Annotated in this window: 22 protein-coding genes; 15 read left to right on the forward strand and 7 right to left on the reverse strand. The window is 43.0% G+C overall.

Annotated features, from left to right (window positions below; translation table 11 throughout):
• Positions 1 to 79 precede the first annotated feature (79 nt).
• From AACQ38_RS07815 to der, 7 genes are all read left to right on the forward strand, one after another.
• Positions 80 to 505, forward strand: coding sequence for a tetratricopeptide repeat protein (locus AACQ38_RS07815; protein WP_041379995.1), 426 nt, complete (start codon positions 80 to 82; stop codon positions 503 to 505).
• A gap of 121 nt (positions 506 to 626) precedes the next feature.
• Positions 627 to 1,667 (forward strand): cytoskeleton protein RodZ, encoded by a 1,041-nt coding sequence (gene rodZ / locus AACQ38_RS07820; RefSeq protein WP_165577849.1) that lies wholly within the window; start codon positions 627 to 629, stop codon positions 1,665 to 1,667.
• A gap of 73 nt (positions 1,668 to 1,740) precedes the next feature.
• Positions 1,741 to 2,862: a flavodoxin-dependent (E)-4-hydroxy-3-methylbut-2-enyl-diphosphate synthase gene (gene ispG / locus AACQ38_RS07825; protein ID WP_011145684.1), complete on the forward strand. Its 1,122-nt coding sequence runs from the start codon at positions 1,741 to 1,743 to the stop codon at positions 2,860 to 2,862.
• Positions 2,863 to 2,980: 118 nt separating this feature from the next.
• Complete coding sequence (hisS, locus tag AACQ38_RS07830) at positions 2,981 to 4,258, forward strand: histidine--tRNA ligase (protein ID WP_165577850.1); 1,278 nt, start codon at positions 2,981 to 2,983, stop codon at positions 4,256 to 4,258.
• Positions 4,259 to 4,269: 11 nt separating this feature from the next.
• Positions 4,270 to 4,890 (forward strand): YfgM family protein, encoded by a 621-nt coding sequence (locus AACQ38_RS07835; protein WP_011145686.1) that lies wholly within the window; start codon positions 4,270 to 4,272, stop codon positions 4,888 to 4,890.
• Between the two features lie 14 nt (positions 4,891 to 4,904).
• Positions 4,905 to 6,077: an outer membrane protein assembly factor BamB gene (bamB, locus tag AACQ38_RS07840; protein ID WP_011145687.1), complete on the forward strand. Its 1,173-nt coding sequence runs from the start codon at positions 4,905 to 4,907 to the stop codon at positions 6,075 to 6,077.
• Between the two features lie 167 nt (positions 6,078 to 6,244).
• Positions 6,245 to 7,726 carry a ribosome biogenesis GTPase Der gene (der, locus tag AACQ38_RS07845; protein ID WP_011145688.1) on the forward strand — a complete coding sequence of 494 codons (1,482 nt, stop codon included), beginning with the start codon at positions 6,245 to 6,247 and terminating at the stop codon, positions 7,724 to 7,726.
• A gap of 24 nt (positions 7,727 to 7,750) precedes the next feature.
• Here the strand turns inward: der and AACQ38_RS07850 are convergent, their stop codons facing one another.
• The 3 genes from AACQ38_RS07850 to hemF all read right to left on the reverse strand — a co-directional run bounded on the left by AACQ38_RS07850 (position 7,751) and on the right by hemF (position 10,467).
• The gene (locus AACQ38_RS07850) at positions 7,751 to 8,068 is read right to left on the reverse strand and encodes a protealysin inhibitor emfourin (RefSeq protein WP_011145689.1); all 318 of its coding nucleotides are present in this window, start codon (positions 8,066 to 8,068) and stop codon (positions 7,751 to 7,753) included.
• 160 nt (positions 8,069 to 8,228) lie between these two features.
• A complete protein-coding gene (prtS, locus tag AACQ38_RS07855) occupies positions 8,229 to 9,326 on the reverse strand; it encodes a metalloprotease PrtS (RefSeq protein ID WP_011145690.1) in 1,098 nt (365 codons plus the stop codon).
• Positions 9,327 to 9,558: 232 nt separating this feature from the next.
• Positions 9,559 to 10,467, reverse strand: a complete 909-nt coding sequence (gene hemF, locus AACQ38_RS07860) for an oxygen-dependent coproporphyrinogen oxidase (protein WP_165577851.1) — start codon at positions 10,465 to 10,467, stop codon at positions 9,559 to 9,561.
• A 137-nt stretch (positions 10,468 to 10,604) separates the two neighbouring features.
• Here hemF and AACQ38_RS07865 point away from each other — a divergent pair, with 137 nt between their 5' ends.
• Complete coding sequence (locus AACQ38_RS07865) at positions 10,605 to 11,036, forward strand: GNAT family acetyltransferase (protein WP_011145692.1); 432 nt, start codon at positions 10,605 to 10,607, stop codon at positions 11,034 to 11,036.
• A gap of 124 nt (positions 11,037 to 11,160) precedes the next feature.
• Here the strand turns inward: AACQ38_RS07865 and AACQ38_RS07870 are convergent, their stop codons facing one another.
• The gene (locus AACQ38_RS07870) at positions 11,161 to 11,577 is read right to left on the reverse strand and encodes a YgiW/YdeI family stress tolerance OB fold protein (RefSeq protein ID WP_041379996.1); all 417 of its coding nucleotides are present in this window, start codon (positions 11,575 to 11,577) and stop codon (positions 11,161 to 11,163) included.
• A 174-nt stretch (positions 11,578 to 11,751) separates the two neighbouring features.
• Here AACQ38_RS07870 and AACQ38_RS07875 point away from each other — a divergent pair, with 174 nt between their 5' ends.
• The 7 genes from AACQ38_RS07875 to AACQ38_RS07905 all read left to right on the forward strand — a co-directional run bounded on the left by AACQ38_RS07875 (position 11,752) and on the right by AACQ38_RS07905 (position 17,752).
• Positions 11,752 to 12,360, forward strand: a complete 609-nt coding sequence (locus tag AACQ38_RS07875) for an RpoE-regulated lipoprotein (RefSeq protein ID WP_165577852.1) — start codon at positions 11,752 to 11,754, stop codon at positions 12,358 to 12,360.
• A 367-nt stretch (positions 12,361 to 12,727) separates the two neighbouring features.
• Positions 12,728 to 13,750, forward strand: a complete 1,023-nt coding sequence (locus AACQ38_RS07880) for a sulfate ABC transporter substrate-binding protein (protein WP_165577853.1) — start codon at positions 12,728 to 12,730, stop codon at positions 13,748 to 13,750.
• On the forward strand, positions 13,750 to 14,583 hold the full coding sequence (gene cysT / locus AACQ38_RS07885; protein WP_011145696.1) for a sulfate/thiosulfate ABC transporter permease CysT: 834 nt from the start codon (positions 13,750 to 13,752) through the stop codon (positions 14,581 to 14,583). The genes AACQ38_RS07880 and cysT overlap by 1 nt, the downstream gene beginning before the upstream one ends.
• The gene (gene cysW / locus AACQ38_RS07890; protein WP_011145697.1) at positions 14,583 to 15,428 is read left to right on the forward strand and encodes a sulfate/thiosulfate ABC transporter permease CysW; all 846 of its coding nucleotides are present in this window, start codon (positions 14,583 to 14,585) and stop codon (positions 15,426 to 15,428) included. The genes cysT and cysW overlap by 1 nt, the downstream gene beginning before the upstream one ends.
• Positions 15,429 to 15,442: 14 nt before the next feature.
• On the forward strand, positions 15,443 to 16,531 hold the full coding sequence (gene cysA / locus AACQ38_RS07895) for a sulfate/thiosulfate ABC transporter ATP-binding protein CysA (protein ID WP_011145698.1): 1,089 nt from the start codon (positions 15,443 to 15,445) through the stop codon (positions 16,529 to 16,531).
• 138 nt (positions 16,532 to 16,669) lie between these two features.
• Positions 16,670 to 17,551, forward strand: coding sequence for a cysteine synthase CysM (gene cysM / locus AACQ38_RS07900; RefSeq protein WP_011145699.1), 882 nt, complete (start codon positions 16,670 to 16,672; stop codon positions 17,549 to 17,551).
• A gap of 75 nt (positions 17,552 to 17,626) precedes the next feature.
• Positions 17,627 to 17,752 carry a hypothetical protein gene (locus tag AACQ38_RS07905; RefSeq protein WP_278249231.1) on the forward strand — a complete coding sequence of 42 codons (126 nt, stop codon included), beginning with the start codon at positions 17,627 to 17,629 and terminating at the stop codon, positions 17,750 to 17,752.
• Positions 17,753 to 17,918: 166 nt separating this feature from the next.
• On the opposite strand, the gene crr is transcribed toward AACQ38_RS07905, so the two are convergent.
• The 3 genes from crr to ptsH form a co-directional block, all read right to left on the reverse strand.
• Positions 17,919 to 18,428 carry a PTS glucose transporter subunit IIA gene (gene crr, locus AACQ38_RS07910; RefSeq protein WP_011145700.1) on the reverse strand — a complete coding sequence of 170 codons (510 nt, stop codon included), beginning with the start codon at positions 18,426 to 18,428 and terminating at the stop codon, positions 17,919 to 17,921.
• A 48-nt stretch (positions 18,429 to 18,476) separates the two neighbouring features.
• Complete coding sequence (gene ptsI, locus AACQ38_RS07915; protein ID WP_011145701.1) at positions 18,477 to 20,204, reverse strand: phosphoenolpyruvate-protein phosphotransferase PtsI; 1,728 nt, start codon at positions 20,202 to 20,204, stop codon at positions 18,477 to 18,479.
• Positions 20,205 to 20,388: 184 nt separating this feature from the next.
• Positions 20,389 to 20,646 (reverse strand): phosphocarrier protein Hpr, encoded by a 258-nt coding sequence (ptsH, locus tag AACQ38_RS07920; RefSeq protein WP_011145702.1) that lies wholly within the window; start codon positions 20,644 to 20,646, stop codon positions 20,389 to 20,391.
• Positions 20,647 to 20,886: the final 240 nt, after the last annotated feature.

A 20,886-nucleotide genomic window follows, 5' to 3' on the forward strand; every position in this document is an offset into this window, starting at 1 on the left:
TATGTCCTGCCATGCAGTAATTGAAATACATAAGTGAAATGATCGTTACAATGGCATATCTTTGGTCGGTGGGGATGGAATGATAAGGAAATCGTTATCGGGAATGATGGTTGTTGCCGTGGTGGCTGTTATGTTGTTGGCAGGATGTGCCAATCAACCAACAAATGGCAATCAACAGCGAAAAGTCGCAGCAGAAACCCGGATTCAACTGGGAATGGCCTATCTGGCTAAAGGTAATTTACCTGCCGCCAGATATCACTTTGATAAGGTTTTACTGGCAAAGCCAGACCATTATCAGGCTCAATTAGGTATGGCGTTGTATGAGCAATATTCTGGTCAACCGGAAGCCGCTCGTCAACGTTACAAAATGGCGATGCAGTACGCGCCAGGAAATGATACGGTATTGTATCATTACAGCGTTTTTCTCTGTGAGCAGGGGCAGTATGAAGAAGTCAAGACTCTGTTTACTGGGAGCTATGCTGACAGGCGTGTTTGTTATCAGTGATTTGCCGCTAGTAAAATAGCAAATCTATTTCGCCGCGCAGGCCATTGTGTAATTTAAAGATTATAGCAAGGTGCCGGCGCGAAGTTTTTCACAACCTGAACAGTACCGCGTCTTCTTGCTAATGAATACTGAAACGACTCCAGAACAAGCTTATTTAACCGCAGGTCAGCTCCTGCGTCAGGCTCGTGAACAACACGGGCTAACCCAGCAGACTGTAGCTGATCGCTTGTGTTTAAAACTTTCTACTATCCGTGATATTGAAGAGGACAATATTCCAGCCACTATGGTACCGACTTTCCTGCGTGGTTATGTTCGCTCTTATGCTAAGTTGGTACAAATTCCAGAAGCAGAAATTCTGGCAATTCTGGATAAGCATACCCCGGCAAAAACAGCGAAAGTTTCACCGATGCAGAGTTTTTCGTTGGGTAAAAAACGTAAAAAACGCGAAAGTTGGTTGATGTGGATTACGTGGTTGATTATTTTAGTCGTAATTAGTTTGACGGGAGCATGGTGGTGGCAAAACCACATAGCCCAACAGAAGGAACTGATTTCGATGGCTGATCATTCCGCGGCTAAAATTGCTCATAAAAAAGCCAGCTCAGAGGATTTACCCACTGAAAATCACGATCAGGTGACACAGTTACCAACCCGCGAGCAGGCAACAAGTGAGCCATCACCCTCTGTCGCTGTCGCTGAAAATGTAGCTGAAAATGCCGTGGCCGCGAATAATACCAGTAGTCATCATCAGGAAGTGGCTCAATCTGTGGCATCAACGCAAAATCAAGCGGTGAAAACACCTGAAACTCAATTAGCTGGTAACGGGCCACAGGCTCAGACTGCTCCGTTGTCAGCTAATCAAGGGACAGCTCAAGTGCCGAGTGTGTCTGAAAATAATTCAACGACAGTCGCTGACAGTAATAAGTTGATGATGAATTTTAAAGCATCTTGTTGGTTGCAAGTTGTTGATGCAAATGGAAAAAAACTATTTAGTGGAACTAAACATAAGGGTGACCATCTGAGTCTCTCTGGCTCATTACCTTATGAGTTAACTATCGGTGCTCCGGCTGTTGTGGATGTACAGTTCCGGGGGCAAGTTGTCGATTTAAGCCGCTTTATTAAAGAGAGTCGTATCGCGCGTCTTAAAGTCCCGACAGCACAATAAAAGGCCTGTTGCAGTAGGGCATAGAGTTGTAGTTTTATCAGTAAACACATGGAAGTATGGGAGAAACATCAGTATGCATAATGAATCGCCGATAAAAAGACGCAAATCTACGCGTATTTATGTAGGCAATGTGCCCGTCGGGGATGGTGCGCCCATTGCGGTGCAGTCAATGACAAACACACGTACTACAGATGTGGAAGCGACTGTTAAACAGATTAAATCGCTTGAGCGTGTTGGCGTTGATATTGTCCGTGTATCAATACCAACGATGGACGCAGCCGAAGCATTTAAATTGATTAAGCAGCAAGCTAATGTTCCTTTAGTTGCAGATATTCATTTTGATTACCGTATCGCACTTAAAGTTGCAGAGTATGGTGTCGATTGTCTGCGGATTAACCCTGGTAATATCGGTAATGAAGCGCGTATCCGTGAGGTTGTGGCGGCTGCCCGCGATAAAAATATCCCAATCCGCATTGGTGTAAATGGCGGATCACTGGAAAAGGACATTCAGGAAAAATATGGTGAGCCAACCCCGGAAGCATTGCTGGAATCGGCTATGCGCCATGTGGATATTCTTAACAGGCTTAATTTCGATCAGTTTAAAATCAGTGTAAAAGCGTCGGATGTCTTTCTGGCGGTTGGCGCTTACCGTTTATTGGCCCAAGAGATTGAGCAGCCATTGCATCTTGGTATTACTGAGGCCGGTGGCGCTCGTGCAGGCTCTGTAAAATCTGCCATTGGCTTGGGTATCCTCCTGTCGGAAGGTATCGGTGATACCCTACGTATTTCTTTGGCGGCCGATCCGGTCGAAGAAGTTAAAGTGGGTTTTGACATTCTGAAAGCATTACGTATTCGTTCCCGTGGTATAAATTTTATCGCTTGTCCAACCTGTTCCCGTCAGGAATTTGATGTTATTGGCACAGTAAATGCCTTAGAACAGCGTTTAGAAGATTTACTCACACCGATGGATGTTTCTATTATCGGTTGTGTGGTTAACGGGCCCGGCGAGGCGGAGGTTTCTACTCTGGGTGTCACCGGTGCCAGAACCAAAAGTGGTTTTTATGAAGATGGGATACGGCAGAAAGTGCGTCTCGATAATGCTGATATGATCGATCAGCTTGAGGCTAAGATCCGTGCTAAAGCATCAATGCTCGATGAAAATAAGCGCATTGGCATAAGTCAACTGGACAAATAATGTATCTGATACTGGCTTATCGTGATGATGAGCCAGCGTTGTTTTGTTTGTTAATTGAAGCTCGTCGATATTCGCTTCAATGCAATATCATTTTTGAATCATTAACTAGAGATAAAACGTGGCAAAAAATATCCAAGCTATTCGAGGCATGAATGACTACTTGCCGGCAGATACGGTTATCTGGCAGCGTATCGAAACTATTTTGAAACGAGTACTGGCGGGTTATGGTTATAGTGAGATCCGCACACCGATTGTAGAGCAGACCCCGTTATTTAGACGGGCTATTGGGGAAGTCACTGATGTGGTTGAAAAGGAGATGTATACCTTTGATGATCGCAATGGTGAAAGTGTGACCCTACGCCCTGAAAATACCGCAGGTTGTGTGCGTGCCGGTATTGAACATGGTCTGCTGTACAATCAGGAACAGCGCGTATGGTATTTAGGGCCAATGTTCCGTTATGAGCGTCCACAAAAAGGCCGTTACCGCCAATTTTATCAGTTAGGTGCTGAAGTTTTTGGTCTTCAGGGGCCTGATATTGATGCCGAACTTATTTTATTGACTGCTCGCTGGTGGCGTGAGCTCGGTATTTTTGAGCATGTGACGCTTGAACTGAATTCCATTGGTTCGTTGGCGGCACGCGCCAATTACCGCGAAGCGTTGGTGGCTTTTCTTGAACAGCACCAAGATAAGCTGGATGAAGATTGCAAACGCCGTATGTACAGCAATCCATTACGTGTTCTGGATTCAAAAAATCCAGAGGTTCAGCAACTTCTTAACGATGCACCGGAACTGTGTGATTATCTTGATGCCGAATCAAAGGAACATTTTGATGGCCTGTGTGCACTTCTTGATGGGGCAGGTATCAAATATCGGATTAATCAGCGTTTGGTTCGTGGTCTGGATTATTATAACCGCACAGTATTTGAATGGGTGACAACGGCACTCGGGGCTCAAGGGACGGTCTGTGCCGGTGGTCGGTACGATGGGTTGGTTGAGCAACTGGGGGGTCGACCAACGCCTGCTGTGGGTTTTGCCATGGGGATGGAGCGTCTGATTTTGCTGGTGCAAGAAATTAATCCAGCATTTGTTGCGGAGCGGACAGTTGCAGATGTTTATCTCGCTTCTTTTGGTGAAGGTAGTCAGCAAGCGGCATTGATTTTGGCTGAACAAGTACGTGATACGTTGCCCCAATTGCGTTTAATGATGAACCACGGCGGAGGGAACTTTAAGAAGCAACTGGGGCGTGCGGATAAACAAGGCGCCAAAATTGCACTGATTCTCGGTGAGGATGAAGTTCGTTCTGGTCAAGTAGCCATTAAAGATTTACGTACAGGTGAGCAACAAACGTTGCCGCAAAGCGAAATTGCAGCTCGTTTGGTTGAACTGTTAGGTTAAGGAGAGACTCTGTGGAAGTCTATACCAATGAAAACGAACAAGTAGACGTGATTCGTCGCTTTTTTGCCAATAATGGTAAAGCCTTGGTTTTAGGGCTGGTGTTGGGTGCTGGGGCGCTGATTGGCTGGCGTTACTGGCAATCTCATCAGACAAATCAGTTGCAGGAAAGTGCAGAAGCTTTTGAACGAGTAGATCGAGGATTAATTACCAGTACAAAAGAGAGTCATACTGCTGCCGAAAAATTTGCCAGTGAAACCAATAACAGTTATGGCGTGATGGCGCATATGCATTTGGCTCAACTTGCTGTTGAAAAGAATGAATTAACTAAAGCAGATCAGTTTTTATCCGCGGCTACCGGCCAGGTAAAAAATGAGGATTTGCAGGCTCTGGTGAATATTCGCCTAGCCAGGGTTCAATTGGCGGAAGATAAAGCGGATGCTGCGCTGAAAACATTGGAACAGGTCAAAGGTTCCGGTTGGGTTGGCGTTGCAGAGGATATTCGCGGTGATGCACTGGTGAAAAAAGGTGATATTGCTGGTGCCCGCGCAGCGTATACCAAAGGTTTGAGCTCAAATTCACCACAGGCGATCAAATCGATGTTAAATCTTAAATTGAATAACTTATCCAGCTAAGGGGAATTCTTTCAATGCAACTGCGTAAAACACTCTTGGTTGGTTTGGTGGCTTCCGTTCTGCTAGCCGGTTGTTCAACGGAGCAAGATACAGTAACGATGTCACCATTGCCACAGGTCGAAAATCAATTTAATCCAAGCGAAGTTTGGGATAAATCTGTCGGTGATGGTGTAGGCCGTTATTATTCTCACTTGACGCCAACCTGGCAGGGCTCCGCTGTTTATGTTGCTGATCGTCATGGCATCGTTAAGGCGTTGGACATTGATAGTGGTAAAGAGATATGGTCGGTGAATCTGGCGGAAAAAGCGGGTTTCCTCTCTTCTCGTATACCTGCATTGCTCTCTGGTGGTCTGACCGTTGCTGGGGATCATCTATATGTAGGTACTGAACGTGCCAAAGTTATTGCATTGAATACTAAAGACGGCCAAGTTGCCTGGCAATCCGACGTTGCCGGTGAAGCATTGTCGCGTCCTGTGGTGAGTGATGGTCTGGTGCTGATTCATACCAGTAATGGGATGTTGCAGGCATTAAACGAGTCAGATGGTAAAGTGCAGTGGTCCGTTAATTTGGATACACCATCATTATCATTGCGTGGTGAATCGGCACCTGCCGCGGCTTACGGTGCTGCCATCGTGGGTGGGGATAATGGTCGTGTCAACGCCGTCTTGATTTCTCAAGGGCAGTTGATTTGGCAACAACGTATTTCTCAGGTAACCAGTTCTACAGAAATCGGTCGTCTTAATGATGTTGATACGACACCGGTTATTTCTGATGGCGTGATATATGCAATAGCTTATAACGGTAATCTGGTGGCGCTTGATATGCGTTCAGGTCAGATCCTCTGGAAGCGCGATTTGGGTTCAGTGAACGAGATGGTTGTTTATGGTGATAATATCTATATTGTTGACCAAAACGATCGTGTTATGGGTCTGCGTCAAAGTGATGGTGTCACTTTGTGGACTCAGACAAAATTGCAACACCGTAATTTAACCGCGCCTGAAATGTATAATGGCTATCTGGTTGTCGGTGACAGTGAAGGTTATCTGCACTGGCTGAATATGGATGACGGTAAGTTTGTTGCCCAACATAAAGTTGATAGCTCCGGTTTAATGAGTCGTCCGGTTGTTGCCAGTGATAAATTGATGGTACAGGCGAAAGACGGTACGGTTTATCTGTTTACGCGTTGAGTTTTGCTTACTGCCTGTTTACCGGAAATAAAGTAAAGCGTTAGTTATATAGTCCTACGGCTCCTGGAGAGAACAGGAGCCGTTTCGTCTTTTTAGTGCTCTGTTGTGATTAACACTAGATGAACAGCGGAATACTAATTTCAAATTAAGTCATGAGGCATCAACAAATGATACCTGTCGTCGCTCTGGTAGGGCGCCCAAATGTGGGTAAGTCCACATTATTTAACCGTTTAACCCGTACAAGAGATGCGCTGGTAGCGGATTTTCCAGGTCTGACTCGCGACCGTAAATATGGTCGAGCTGAGGTTGAAGGGCAGGAGTTTATCATCATTGATACCGGTGGTATCGATGGCACTGAAGATGGTGTGGAAACCCATATGGCAGCTCAATCTTTGTTGGCGATTGAAGAGGCCGATATTGTTCTGTTTATGGTAGATGCTCGTGCCGGGCTCATGCCAGCAGACCACGCGATAGCAAAACATCTACGTGGTCGTGAAAAAGCTACTTTTTTGGTCGCGAATAAAACTGACGGTGTTGATATTGATACCGCTATTGCTGAATTTTATTCCCTTGGATTGGGGGATATCTATTCTATCGCGGCTTCTCATGGTCGTGGTGTCACTCAACTTATCGAACGAGTACTGTTGCCTTTTTCCGGCAAAGGTGAAGAAGAAGTGGTTGAGTTGACTGAGGAAGAGGCCAACGCAGCTTATTGGGCAGAGCAGGAACAGAATGAAATTGAGATGGTAGAAGAGGAGGAGGATTTTGATCCATCAACTCTGCCATTGAAACTAGCCATTGTCGGTAAGCCAAATGTGGGCAAGTCTACGTTGACTAACCGTATCTTGGGTGAAGAAAGGGTTGTGGTTTACGATATGCCAGGCACTACCCGTGATAGTATTTATATTCCAATGGAGCGGGATGGCCGTGAATATATCCTTATTGATACCGCGGGGGTACGTAAGCGGGGTAAGATCACTGAAACAGTTGAAAAATTTTCAGTCATCAAAACCCTTCAAGCGATTGAAGATGCTAACGTTGTATTGCTGGTGATCGATGCGCGAGAAGGCATTTCCGATCAAGATTTGTCATTATTGGGTTTTATTCTTAATAGCGGGCGCTCATTGGTTATTGCGGTCAATAAATGGGATGGTATGTCACAGGAAGATAAAGAGCGTGTGAAAGAGATGCTGGATTATCGTCTTGGTTTTGTTGACTTTGCCAGAGTACATTTTATCTCTGCTCTACATGGTAGTGGGGTGGGGAATCTGTTTGACTCGATTCTTGAGGCTTATGATTGCGCCACTCGTCGTGTCAATACTTCACTGCTAACTCGTATCATGCATATGGCCGAAGAAGATCATCAACCGCCGATGATCCGTGGTCGCAGGGTGAAAATGAAATATGCTCATGCTGGTGGTTATAATCCGCCAATTGTTGTGATCCACGGTAATCAGGTAACCGATTTGCCTGATTCTTATAAGCGTTATCTGATGAACTATTTCCGCCGATCCCTAAAAGTGATGGGGACGCCCATTCGGATTCAATTTAAAGAAGGGGCGAATCCCTATGCTGACAAACGTAATACGTTGACACCAAATCAAATGCGTAAACGTAAACGTCTGATGGCGCATCTGAAAAAGCGTTAATGCTAATAGGAAAAGGGGTGGTGATTAACCACCCTTTTTGTCGGTGTTCCATATCTGAGTAATGATTTCCGGTGCATCTGACTCAGGAAGGGTGAAGTGGTATTCTTCATTTCCATTGACGATACTGAGCAGATAATAATCTTTATCAGGATATGGTGCTGATGGCATAGAATCGGAAAAGTCTTGCTCTATGGCTTGAAGAAATAACTGTTGTTGGTGTGAAGATAATGATTCTAAATTCACTGTCTTATCTTGGTTAAGGCCAGGTGTAGCGGCAAATCCTCCTTGTAGGGAAATTGTGATTTTACTATCAGTTGTGAGTTTGAGCGTTTTATTATTCATGATATACCAATTTTTTACGGTTATTTTTCAGGTCTCTTTAGTATAGCGTGAAATTCGGCGTTAACAATTTTAGCATCTTCTATTAGATATATTTTTTTACTAGTCAGGTATTACAAATAATAAAATATCGCTGGCGTTACACCAGCGATATGGTTATAGATTACTCTTCAGTTTTATCTTTATTTTTGTCCTTATCGTCTTTATCTTCCTTCACTTTAACGCCCACTTCTGTCCAGCTATCAATCGTTGCTTTTTCAACATCTTCATCAAATAACTCACGAGCATGTTTAATTGTTAATTTAGCGAAGGATACGAAGTTAGTATCACGTGCAAGATCTTTATCCAACAATGTGTTGTACCATATTTTTCCTGCTCTTTCCCAGGCATATCCACCTAATTTTATCGCCAGATTATAGAAGGCTTTATTAGGAATACCCGAATTAATATGAACTCCACCATTGTCTCTATAAATCGGCAAGTCTTTATAATCATCCATATGACCAGGCTGTGGATCTTTACCGAGCTCCTTATCATCATATGCACTGCCTGGGTTTTTCATTGAACGAATCCCTACGCCTTTAACGTCTTTGCCCAGTAATTCACTACCTATAATCCAATCAGCTTCTTCAGCTTTTTGTTTCAGATAATGTTGTTTTACTAATGTACCAAAAACATCCGCTATTGATTCATTCAACGCGCCAGACTGGAAGAAATAGACCAAATCTGCGGTTTTTTCAATAACACCATGTGATAATTCATGGCCGATCACATCGACAGAGGTTGTGAAATCATTAAAGGTTTTGCCATCTCCGTCGCCAAATACCATTTGCCCGTTGCCCCAGAATGCATTCATATATTCTTCGCCATAATGCACAGTGGCAATCAATTTCATTCCTTTATCATCTAATGAATTGCGGTTGAAAACTTCTTTATAGAAATTGTAAGTTGCTTCTAAATATCTATATGCGTTATCAACTGATTTATCTCCGTTATCTGGGTCTCCTTCATCTCGTACTAATTTTCCTGGCAACTTGCGTTTATTTTCTGCATCGTGAATAGAACGATGTATAGTTGTTTTGGTAACTTTATCATCATCGTCGGAATCATCGGATGATTCGTTAATAACAGTGTCCAACATTAAACTCTTAGTATGATTTAATGTCATTAATACTTTCTTCTTTTTATTGTCATTATTATAAATATTTTGAAGAATGTACGGCGGTATTAAGCCTCTGTAGTTATTGTTTTGTATTTGCATAAAATATCTCCTGGAATAAATTTTTAGTTTTAATTAGAGGTACTCTTTAAGTACGGATTCATATTAAACATGTTTCCAGCAGATAGTCATCAGGGCCAACCTGCTTCTTTTATGTTAAGGGTTTGTTAACAAGTTGTTAAGTTTTTTTATGTGAGGGATTCTTGCATTGGCTGTAATAAAAATATAAATAGTTAGGAATAGTTTTTTATAATATTCCTAACATGATGGAAAATCATATCCAGTTTTTTGCGGGTAGAAAGTCGGTATATAAAGCGGCTTCCTCAGATTCGGGTTCAGGGTGATAATCATGTTCCCAGCGAGCTAATGGTGGCATGGACATTAAGATAGATTCTGTTCGTCCCCCACTTTGTAATCCAAATAAGGTTCCTCTGTCCCAAACGAGGTTAAATTCTACATAGCGACCACGGCGATATAATTGAAATTGCCGTTCACGTTCACCCCATAATATCTCCTTTCTTTTTTCCACAATAGGTAGATAGGCAGAAAGGAACCCTTTACCTATATCTTGAGTAAAATTAAAACAATGTTCAAAGTCAGGTGTATTTAAGTCGTCATAGAATAAGCCACCAATTCCGCGGGCTTCGTTACGATGTTTAATATAGAAATAATTATCACACCATTCTTTATATTTTGGGTAAACATCTTCTCCATAGGGTCGACATATATTTCTGGCAGTGGTGTGCCAATGAATAGCATCTTCCTTAAAACCATAATAAGGTGTTAAATCAAAACCCCCACCGAACCACCATACTGGCGCTTCACCTTCTTTTTCTGCAATAAAGAACCTAACATTAGCATGGCTGGTCGGTATATAGGGATTCAAAGGATGAATAACGAGGGAGACGCCCATCGCCTGATAATGACGACCAACCAGTTCAGGGCGGTGAGCTGTTGCTGATAAAGGAAGCATATCTCCTGATACATGAGAAAAATTAGCGCCTGCTTGTTCAAATATCGTGCCTTCTTTCATAATTCGACTACGGCCTCCGCCACCTTCTTCTCGTTGCCAGCACTGCTCAGTAAATTTCTCTTTACCATCTATTTGTTCCAGTTGTTGGCAAATTTCATCCTGTAATGAAAGGAAAAAAGATTTAATCTGATTAATGTTTGGTGTATTCATGGTTCTTTTCCCATTATGGTGTGGTGAGCGCTATATTATAGCTATTAGTGGAAGAGAACGCATTTTCGTATTGATTCCGGTGTTAAAGCGGAGATAATGAGAAAATAGTTATTTCAATAAAAACAGGTTGGTTAGGGATGGAAATTCGGGTATTTCGACAAGATGATTTTGAAGAAGTGATCACCTTATGGGAACGCTGCGATTTACTTAATCCTGGTGTTGACCCTGAAGTGGATATCGAGCGTAAATTGACGCATGATCCTGACCTGTTTTTAGTTGCGGAAGTGGTTGGTGAAGTGGTTGGGACGATTATGGGTGGTTATGATGGTCATCGTGGTTCAGCTTATTATTTAGGAGTTCATCCTGAATTTCGCGGTAGGGGAATTGCGAATGCATTAATTGCCCGGTTGGAGAAGAAATTGATTGCTCGTGGTTGCCCAAAAATAGTTCTTATTGTTCCTGAAGATAATGATGCCACTATCTATATGTGTGAAAAACTGGAATATGAAGATCGTCATCAAGAGAGCGTTATTTTCAGTAAGCGTTTGATTGTTGATCAGGAATACTGAGTTTCTACCCTATGGATTTCAAGATGGCTCGCGACGGCAAGGGAGTGAAGCCAACAAAGAGGCAACTTGAAAGATGACGGGTATAGATATGGCTGAGTGAAAGAATTCCACTCAGCCGCAAGCATTAGTTCAATTTGGTGACTTTTTTCACATCAACAGTCATACCATTCCACTCTTTATCGACTTCACCTTCAAGGCGGACTCTATCTTGAGGCGTTATCGTTTGACCATTCCAGTATTTATGATCAACTTCAACTTCAACAATTCCGGCATTATCGCGGAATATGAAGTGATCACTGTGGATACGGGATTCAATATGCCCTTCCAGCACGACCCAACTGTCGTCTCTCATATTTTTAACTTGTTGGGTGGTGGAAACTCTCGCATTTTGATCGATAAAACCACCTTGTGGTACTGCTTGGACCGGAGGCTGTGTTGAATCGGGACCAGAAAAACCACCAAATTGCGTTTGTGAGGCTTGAGCCATTGACGGCATACTGAACAAAGTAATCAAAGCAGTGGTTATAAATATTTTTTTCATCATATTGACCTTATCAATAGTAATGACTTTTATGGGGGGGTAATGATACCGCTAAGTTGTATTTTATCAATAAAATATTAATCTAAAGTAATTAATTTAAATATTCTCTGAAACTAACAATCAGATGTGATGTCTCAGTGCCTATCTCTGTATTGAGTCATAAGGGAACCCGTTATGCAGAAGTATACTTTAACTAACATGTTGTCAGGATTGCGTTTTTTCATAATAAGTGGTGCATTGTTGCTGGCCGGTTGTACGGGGTCATCGGGTTTTTCATGGTCGGATTTGTCTCCTATTAGCTGGTTTGGTAGCCCCTTAAAAATCTCAGATCAGGGGGTGGGGGAAATAAATGCTCTGACAGCAATGAATGAAGAGGCAATAGAAAAGGGGTTGGATGGAAAGTACCACTTACGCAGTGGTATGGAAACAAAAAATGGCCAATTGGTGACAGTATTTCAAGCAATGGATAGTGATCAATTGAAGATAGCGTTATTTGGTCAGGCTGATGGAAAAGTCAATCGCATTGAAGTGTTGGATGAAGATATTAAAACCGTCTGGGGAACAAAGGTCGGCGTGCCATTTTCGGCACTTTATAGCAAAGCATTTGATGTTTGCCGAAATGCGGTGAGTGAATCAGAGAAGAGCGCGATTGTCTGCGTATCCCCACAGAGCAAACATGTCAGTTATCTGTTTACAGGTAATTGGAATGGCCCTGAAGGCTTGATTCCTTCTGATGATGTACTGAAAAACTGGAAAGTGGAACGTATCATTTGGAAGCGATAAAAATATCTGATTAAAAACATAAACTGAGTGGGTTTGGTGAATTTGATGTTCCTCTTGCGGAGCCGTAACAGGCCCGCATTTTTCATTTAAAAACCTTATTATACCCAATAGATTTCAAGATGCATCGCGACGGCAAGGGAGCGAATCCCCGGGAGCATAGATAACGATGTGACCGGGGTGAGAGAGTGCAGCCAACAAAGAGGCAACTTGAAAGATGACGGATATATTCCTGTCATCTTATTGCGTTTCATACTTTCTAAGTGCAATTTGGTATATTAAACGGCGATAGTTATCTACCCTGTTATAAATAAACTGGATACATTAGTCACTGGCGCGTTATTTGATGAAATAACGGATAAGGTGGAAAATGAAAAAGTATTCAATAAAAAATACGATACTAAACGGACTGGTAGTAGTAACTTTATTAGGCAGCAGTCATGCCTTTGCTGTAGAGCTATTAAACAGCTCTTATGATGTTGCGCGTGAGTTATTTTCTGCATTGAATCCTGAATTTGAAAAACAGTGGAATGAGCAGTATCCACAAGATAAGTTGATAATCAAACAATCCCACGCTGGCTCCTCCAAACAAGCACTGGCAATTCTTCAAGGATTGCGGGCTGATGTGGTGACTTACAATCAGGTAACGGATGTGCAAATTTTGCATGATCGTGGCAATCTGCTCTCGGCTGATTGGCAGAACCGCCTGCCAAATAGCAGTTCACCTTACTATTCCACGATGGCGTTTCTCGTGCGTAAAGGTAACCCCAAAAATATTCGTAATTGGGATGATTTAGTGCGTCAGGATGTCAAATTAGTCTTGCCAAACCCTAAAACCTCCGGTAATGGCCGTTATGCTTATTTGGCCGCTTGGGGGGTTATTCAACAGGAAAATGGTGGAGATCAGGGTAAAACTCGCGAATGGATGCAACGTTTCCTGAAAAATGTTGCTGTGTTTGATACTGGTGGTCGCGGGGCAACAACGTCATTTATTGAGCGTGGTTTGGGCGATGTACTGATCAGTTTCGAATCTGAAGTGAACAACATTCGCAAGCAGTATGGTGAGGATAAATATGAAGTGATCGTTCCACCGGTAGGTATTCTGGCGGAATTCCCTGTGGCTTGGATTGATAAGCATATTGCGAAAAACGGTACAGAGAAAGCGGCTAAAGCTTATCTGAATTATCTTTATAGCCCACAAGCACAGCAGATCATTACCAGTTTTAATTATCGTGTCAGTAATAAAAACGTGATGAATCAACAGAGAGCCCGTTTTCCAGCAACTAAGCTGTTTCGATTGGAAGATCAATTTGGTAGTTGGCCACAAGTGATGAAAACTCACTTTAATACTGGCGGTATACTGGACCAATTGCTGGCCGAGGGGCATAAGTAATGTTTTCGAGATCCAGTAAGCGAGTATTGCCTGGTTTTGGGTTGAGTTTAGGCAGTAGTTTGTTCTATACCTGTTTGATTTTATTGTTACCCCTGAGTGCATTAGTTGTGCAGCTTTCCAGTATGACTTGGGAACAGTATTGGCAGGTGATTGCTAATCCCCAAGTTGTAGCAGCTTATAAAGTGACATTGCTAGCAGCAGCGGTTGCCAGCTTGTTTAATGCGGTGTTTGGTATGTTGATGGCATGGGTTTTAACCCGCTATCGTTTCCCAGGCCGTAGCTTATTGGATGGTTTGATGGATCTCCCTTTTGCGTTACCTACTGCGGTAGCGGGATTGACATTGGCAACGCTATTCTCTGTGAGTGGTTGGTATGGCTCTTTGCTTGGGCACTTTGATGTGAAAGTAGTAAATACTTGGTTGGGTATTGCGGTAGCGATGGCGTTTACAAGTCTGCCATTTGTAGTGAGAACGATTCAGCCGGTACTTGAAGAGCTAGGGCCAGAATATGAAGAAGCAGCTCAAACATTAGGCGCTAATCGTTGGCAAACTTTCTGGCGGGTTGTATTGCCAGAATTATCCCCGGCTTTAATTGCCGGCACCGCACTCTCTTTTACCCGCAGCTTGGGGGAGTTTGGTGCAGTGATCTTTATTGCCGGTAACATTGCATGGCAGACAGAAGTGGTATCGCTGATGATTTTTATCCGCTTACAGGAGTTTGATTACCCCGCAGCCAGTGCTATCGCATCAGTTATATTGGCAATATCCCTGATATTACTATTTAGCATTAATACTCTGCAAAGCCGCTTTGGTAGGCGGATTGGAGGGCATTAATGGTTGAATTATCTGAATCTTATGTAGCGCAACGACCACCTGTAAATTGGGCGAAATGGACGTTGATCATAACAGGCGTATTGTTTTCAATCTTACTGTTAGTGATCCCGATTGTCTGGATATTTATGACTGCCTTTTCTAAAGGCGTTGAGATAGTCACTGAGAATCTTTTAGATCCTGATATGTTGCATGCCATCTGGTTAACGATACTGATCGCGTTAATTACCGTCCCGGTAAACCTAATTTTTGGCGTCATGATTGCTTGGCTGGTAACGCGCTTTCAGTTTCCAGGGCGGCAATGTTTATTGACATTAATCGACATTCCGTTTGCTGTTTCGCCGGTCGTAGCTGGTTTGATCTACCTATTGTTTTATGGTTCGAATGGCTGGGCCGGAAGTTTGCTGGAACCCTATGATATCCAATTGATGTTTTCTTGGCCGGGGATGGCCTTAGTAACGATATTTGTGACTTGTCCTTTCGTTGTTCGAGAGCTGGTGCCGATGATGCTTAGTCAGGGGAGTCAGGAGGATGAAGCTGCAATTTTATTGGGGGCATCTGGTTGGAAAATGTTTTGGCGGGTGACATTACCTAATATCCGTTGGGCGTTGTTATATGGCGTGGTTTTGACCAATGCCCGGGCAATTGGTGAATTTGGTGCTGTCTCAGTGGTATCCGGTGCTATTCGTGGTGAAACTTACACATTGCCGTTGCAGGTTGAATTACTGCATCAAGATTACAACACCGTAGGGGCATTTACTGCGGCGGCATTGTTAGCATTGATGGCAATTATCACTTTGATTGTTAAAAGTGCTTTGCAGTGGCGGTTAAGTCGCCAACATGGTTAAGGTAGGAGCAGAATATGAGTATTGAAATTAACAATATTAGTAAATATTTTGGTCGGACTCAGGTTCTGAGCGATATCACTCTGAATGTTTTTTCTGGAGAAATGGTTGCTCTGCTTGGTCCGTCAGGCTCCGGTAAAACAACCTTGTTGAGGATTATTGCTGGTCTGGAACAACAAACCGCGGGGAAGTTGAGTTTCCATGGGCAAGATGTTAGCCGTATGCATGCTAAAGATCGGCAAGTTGGATTCGTATTTCAGCATTATGCACTGTTTCGGCATATGACCGTGTTTGATAATGTTGCTTTTGGATTGACAGTACTGCCACGACGTAGGCGTCCGAATATGGCGGCTATCCGCCGTAAGGTGATGGAGTTGCTGGAAATGGTGCAATTGACGCATTTTGCTGAACGTTATCCATCGCAACTTTCTGGTGGACAAAAACAGCGGGTGGCGTTGGCAAGAGCATTGGCTGTTGAACCACAAATTCTATTACTCGATGAGCCATTTGGTGCACTGGATGCTCAGGTAAGAATGGAGTTACGCCGTTGGCTACGCCAGCTTCATGAAGAGCTTAAATTTACCAGCGTCTTTGTCACTCACGATCAGGAAGAAGCGATGGAAGTGGCTGACCGGGTTGTTGTTATGAGACAAGGGAATATTGAACAGGTAGGTACGCCACAAGAGGTATGGCGTTATCCGGCAAGCCGTTTTGTGATGGAGTTCTTGGGTGAGGTCAATCATTTTAGTGGAGAAATTAAAGGCTCTCAGTTGTTGATTGGCGGACAGCACTTGCCTCTCAATGTGACGCCAATCCATCAGGGGAATGTTGATGTATTCTTGCGTCCGTGGGATATCATGATGAACTCGCAACCGACACTTTCCAGTCCATTGCCGGTACAGGTGACCGAGGTCAGTCCTAGAGGGCATTTCTGGCAGCTTTCGGTTCAGCCCTTAGGCTGGCATCATGAATCGGTTGCTGTTGTTTGGTTTGATGAAACTTCAGTACCCACAAGAGGAAATCGTTATTTTATTGGTGGCACTGAGGCGCGTTTATATGCGGGTGATAAACAATTGCAAACACTGAGTTTAGCCCAAACGGCCTGATAATTATTTAGATTTGGTTGGTACCATTTTGCTCATCTCCTTACCGTCAGGGATGGGCATTTTTTATTTAAAGTCTTGCGATATATTCCTGAATATGGTTATTTCGCTTTTCTATTAAATAAAATTTGGGTAATAGCTGTGGCAAGCTTGGAACATTTTATAGGTAACACCCCGCTGGTAAAATTACAACGAATCACCGATAAGCTAGGGGGGGAAATATGGGTGAAGCTTGAAGGTAATAATCCGGCAGGCTCAATAAAGGACAGGACAGCGCTATCAATGATTCAGCAAGCTGAATTGCGCGGTGAAATTTCTCCCGGTGACGTATTAATTGAAGCCACTAGCGGAAATACGGGTATTGCGTTAGCAATGATTGCCGCAGTGAAAGGTTATCACCTTAAATTACTGATGCCTGATAATATGAGCCTTGAGCGTCAGGCTTCTATGCGAGCTTATGGTGCAGAACTGATTTTGGTGAGTAGAGCAATGGGCATGGAAGGTGCACGTGATTTAGCTCAGCAAATGGAGCGTAATGGTGAAGGTAAAGTTCTTGATCAATTCAATAACCCAGATAATCCTTTAGCGCATTTTACGACGACAGGGCCGGAAATTTGGCAGCAGACGCAAGGGCGTATTACACATTTTGTTTCCAGTATGGGAACGACGGGAACCATTACCGGTGTTAGCCGCTATTTAAAAAGCCAGTCTAATCGTGTACAGATTATTGGCTTACAACCGGCGGAGAATAGCCATATTCCCGGTATTCGCCGTTGGTCGCCGGCTTATTTGCCTGGCATTTTCCGCAAGGAGCTAGTTGATCAAGTGCTGGATATCACTCAGAAAGAAGCTGAAGATACCATGCGTTTGTTAGCTCAGAAAGAAGGGATTTTCTGTGGAGTTAGTTCCGGCGGTGCTGTTGCTGGAGCATTAAGTATTGCAGCACAAAATCCAGGTTCTGTTATTGTTACCATTATTTGTGATCGTGGTGATAGATATCTTTCTACCGGAGTATTTAATTAATCAGGTTATACACTATGGATTTCAAGATGCATCGCGACGGCAAGGGAGTGAATCCCCGGGAGCATAGATAACTATGTGACCGGGGTGAGCGAGCGCAGCCAACAAAGAGGCAACTTGAAAGATAACGGGTATATATATTTATACCCTATGGATTTCAAGACAGCATCGCGACGGCAAGGGAGTGAATCCCCGGAAGCATAGGCAACTATGTGACCGGGGTGAGTGAGTGCAGCCAACAAAGAGGCAACTTGAAGGATAACGGGTATAAATAGAAAACGATATTAATTGAATATAAGGGATAAAAAAACAGCCGTGATTGTCGGCCGTTTTTTAATATGAAAATGGAATTATAACAGTTAAAATGTTGCTACTTTTTAATACGCATAATGGGTGTTTCACCAACAGTGACAGAACCACTCAACTTGGATAACTCTTTAATTTCATCCATGTTGGAAATAACAACAGGTGTCAGGGTCGATTTTGCTCTCTCTTCAAGGAATTTAAGATCGAATTCCAAAACTAAATCACCTTTTTGTACACGCTGACCTTCTTCAGCAATACGTTTAAAGCCTTCACCTTTAAGCTCAACCGTATCAATACCAAAATGGACAAATAGCTCAATACCGCTGTCCGATTCGATAGAAAATGCATGGTTGGTTTCAAATATTTTGCCGATGGTTCCATCAACTGGTGCAACTATCTTGTTGCCGGCAGGTTTTATAGCGATACCGTCGCCGACAATTTTCTCGGCGAAGACAACATCTGGAACATCTTCAATATTGACAATCTCACCAGATAAAGGTGCGATAATTTCAATAGTGCCGCTGTTTTTTTTATCATCTGAAACTAGAGATTTCAGTTTATCAAACAGACCCATGAATCTTCTCCTAATTGTTTATACTGGACCGCGTTTTAACCGATATTGTTAGCAAAGTGTTTTTTCTTTGATGAAGGTATCAACCAATGCTATCAACCCCTTAGCGGTAGACTGAGAAAGGGCTTGCTCAGCTAGCGCTTTTGCATCTTCGTAACGCGTATTACGAATGATTTTCTTGATGCGGGGAATAGAAATCGCACTCATACTAAACTCATCCAGCCCCATGCCTAATAGCAACAAGGTAGCACGTTCATCACCTGCAAGCTCGCCACACATCCCCGTCCATTTACCTTCAGCGTGTGAAGCATCGATGGTTTGCTTAATCAGGCTCAATACTGCTGGTAGCATCGGGTTATAAAGATGAGAAATCAACTCGTTACCGCGGTCTACAGCTAGAGTATACTGAGTTAGATCGTTTGTCCCAATACTGAAAAAGTCAACTTCTTTTGCCAGGTGATGAGCAATAACTGCTGAAGCTGGTGTTTCTATCATCACTCCCACTTCGATTGCTTCATCGAATTTTTTACCTTCTTCGCGAAGCTGGCCTTTCAGCAATTCAAGTTCTACTTTCAGCTCCTGTACTTCTTCTACAGAAATAATCATTGGAAACATAATACGTAATTTACCGAAAGCAGATGCACGTAAGATAGCACGTAACTGAGAATGTAAGATCTCTTTTCGATCAAGGCAAATACGAATTGCACGCCAACCAAGGAATGGATTCTCTTCTTTCGGTAGATTCATATAGGGCAGATTTTTATCACCACCGATATCCATCGTACGTATAATAACCGCTTGGCTGCCTATTGCTTCGGCCACGGCTTTATAAGCTTGGAATTGTTCTTCTTCTGTTGGCAGTGCATCACGATCCATAAACAGAAATTCTGTACGGTATAAACCGACACCTTCGGCACCATTACGTTCAGCGCCGATCACATCACGGACGGTACCGATATTGGCACAGACTTCAACTTGATGACCATCAAGAGTCATTGCCGGGAGATCTTTCAACTTTGCAAGTTCAGCTTTTTCTGACAGATATTCGTTTTTGGTCTTTTTAAGCTGTTCAATTTCTGCATCAGACGGGTTGATGTAAATATGGTTATTTACTGCGTCCAGAATTAGGTAATCACCATTCTGGATTGTCGTCGTCGCTTGAGTGGTACCCACGATCGCTGGCAGTTCAAGAGAGCGGGCCATGATTGACGTGTGGGAAGTTCGGCCACCTAAATCGGTAATAAAGCCGAGTACTTTTTCCAGATTGAGTTGTGCGGTTTCAGATGGAGTCAAATCGTTGGCAACCAGAATGACTTCTTCTGAAATGGAGCCAAGATCAACAATGGGTATACCGAGAATGTTTTTCAGCAAGCGTTTCCCGATATCACGCACGTCTGTGGCACGTTCTTTCAGGTATTCATCATCTAATTCTTCAAGGGCTTGGGCCTGGGTTTCAATAACAGAATAAACCGCGGCATCTGAGGTTTTTAAATCGTTTTTGATTAACGCAATAATTTCTTGCTCAAGTTCTTCATCTTCCAATAGCATGATATGCCCTTCGAAGATTTCAGCTTTTTCTTCTCCGAGGTTTTTTGCTGCTATGTTCTTGATGATTTCTAGCTGAGATGAGGCTTTTTCACGACCTTGCTTGAAATAGGAAATTTCTTGTTCGATTTGCTCTTGGCTAATTTTTTTCTGATTGATAATGATTGAGTCTTCTTTCAGTAATAGTGCTTTACCGAAAGCAATGCCTGGTGATACTAATATGCCTGAAATCATGATGTTACCTAACTACTAATAATTATTCTTTAAAGAGCCAGCCCACAGATGGTCTGCTGTTTTAGGGCATGCATTTAAACTGATATCCCCAGATAAAAGTTTATCCGGGGATGAGGAACGGCTAAGTGAATACCTGTCTATTCACAATCTCTAAATCTTGACTGGCTTTACGGTTAATGGAAAGTTATTCCAGTTCTGCCATCAACTTAACCAGATGCTCGATTGCTTTTTGCTCATCTTCACCTTCAGCAGAAATGGTCACTACAGTGCCTTGAGTGAGTCCCAAAGTTTGTAGCTTAAATAGGCTTTTGGCACTGGCAGTTTTACCACCGGAAGTCAGAGTAATGTCGGAGGCGAAACTTTTGGCTTCTTTAACAAACTGTGCAGCGGGACGGGTGTGTAGGCCATTTGGCGCAGTAATAGTGACTTCTTGCTGGAACATAACGTTTCCTCAATAACTTAGATTTTTGCTATGTAAGTTAAGAACTTGTCATGGACAAATTTTAACTTGAGTGTTTATTCACTGCCTATCCCATTTAAGACGATTTTATTTACCTAAAGAGCGAACTGAGTAATGTTCTGGCAAAAGCGATAAATAGCTCTTGAACGTTCTTTAGTACGGCCCGTAAGTTCCGGGTCATGTGTGCTGTCTGTATTCACTTTTACTGGTTAAGAATGAACA

It is taken from the genome of Photorhabdus sp. RW14-46 (assembly GCF_963887965.1).
Classification (GTDB): domain Bacteria; phylum Pseudomonadota; class Gammaproteobacteria; order Enterobacterales; family Enterobacteriaceae; genus Photorhabdus; species Photorhabdus laumondii.

What these genes read in the sequence shown, in the direction of transcription:
- AACQ38_RS07815 (WP_041379995.1), top strand. Translation starts at nt 80, where the DNA reads ATGATAAGGAAATCGTTATCGGGAATGATGGTTGTTGCCGTGGTGGCT.
- rodZ (WP_165577849.1), top strand. Translation starts at nt 627, where the DNA reads ATGAATACTGAAACGACTCCAGAACAAGCTTATTTAACCGCAGGTCAG.
- ispG (WP_011145684.1), top strand. Translation starts at nt 1,741, where the DNA reads ATGCATAATGAATCGCCGATAAAAAGACGCAAATCTACGCGTATTTAT.
- bamB (WP_011145687.1), top strand. Translation starts at nt 4,905, where the DNA reads ATGCAACTGCGTAAAACACTCTTGGTTGGTTTGGTGGCTTCCGTTCTG.
- der (WP_011145688.1), top strand. Translation starts at nt 6,245, where the DNA reads ATGATACCTGTCGTCGCTCTGGTAGGGCGCCCAAATGTGGGTAAGTCC.
- AACQ38_RS07850 (WP_011145689.1), bottom strand. Translation starts at nt 8,068, where the DNA reads ATGAATAATAAAACGCTCAAACTCACAACTGATAGTAAAATCACAATT.
- prtS (WP_011145690.1), bottom strand. Translation starts at nt 9,326, where the DNA reads ATGCAAATACAAAACAATAACTACAGAGGCTTAATACCGCCGTACATT.
- hemF (WP_165577851.1), bottom strand. Translation starts at nt 10,467, where the DNA reads ATGAATACACCAAACATTAATCAGATTAAATCTTTTTTCCTTTCATTA.
- AACQ38_RS07865 (WP_011145692.1), top strand. Translation starts at nt 10,605, where the DNA reads ATGGAAATTCGGGTATTTCGACAAGATGATTTTGAAGAAGTGATCACC.
- AACQ38_RS07870 (WP_041379996.1), bottom strand. Translation starts at nt 11,577, where the DNA reads ATGAAAAAAATATTTATAACCACTGCTTTGATTACTTTGTTCAGTATG.
- AACQ38_RS07875 (WP_165577852.1), top strand. Translation starts at nt 11,752, where the DNA reads ATGCAGAAGTATACTTTAACTAACATGTTGTCAGGATTGCGTTTTTTC.
- AACQ38_RS07880 (WP_165577853.1), top strand. Translation starts at nt 12,728, where the DNA reads ATGAAAAAGTATTCAATAAAAAATACGATACTAAACGGACTGGTAGTA.
- cysT (WP_011145696.1), top strand. Translation starts at nt 13,750, where the DNA reads ATGTTTTCGAGATCCAGTAAGCGAGTATTGCCTGGTTTTGGGTTGAGT.
- cysW (WP_011145697.1), top strand. Translation starts at nt 14,583, where the DNA reads ATGGTTGAATTATCTGAATCTTATGTAGCGCAACGACCACCTGTAAAT.
- cysA (WP_011145698.1), top strand. Translation starts at nt 15,443, where the DNA reads ATGAGTATTGAAATTAACAATATTAGTAAATATTTTGGTCGGACTCAG.
- crr (WP_011145700.1), bottom strand. Translation starts at nt 18,428, where the DNA reads ATGGGTCTGTTTGATAAACTGAAATCTCTAGTTTCAGATGATAAAAAA.
- ptsI (WP_011145701.1), bottom strand. Translation starts at nt 20,204, where the DNA reads ATGATTTCAGGCATATTAGTATCACCAGGCATTGCTTTCGGTAAAGCA.
- ptsH (WP_011145702.1), bottom strand. Translation starts at nt 20,646, where the DNA reads ATGTTCCAGCAAGAAGTCACTATTACTGCGCCAAATGGCCTACACACC.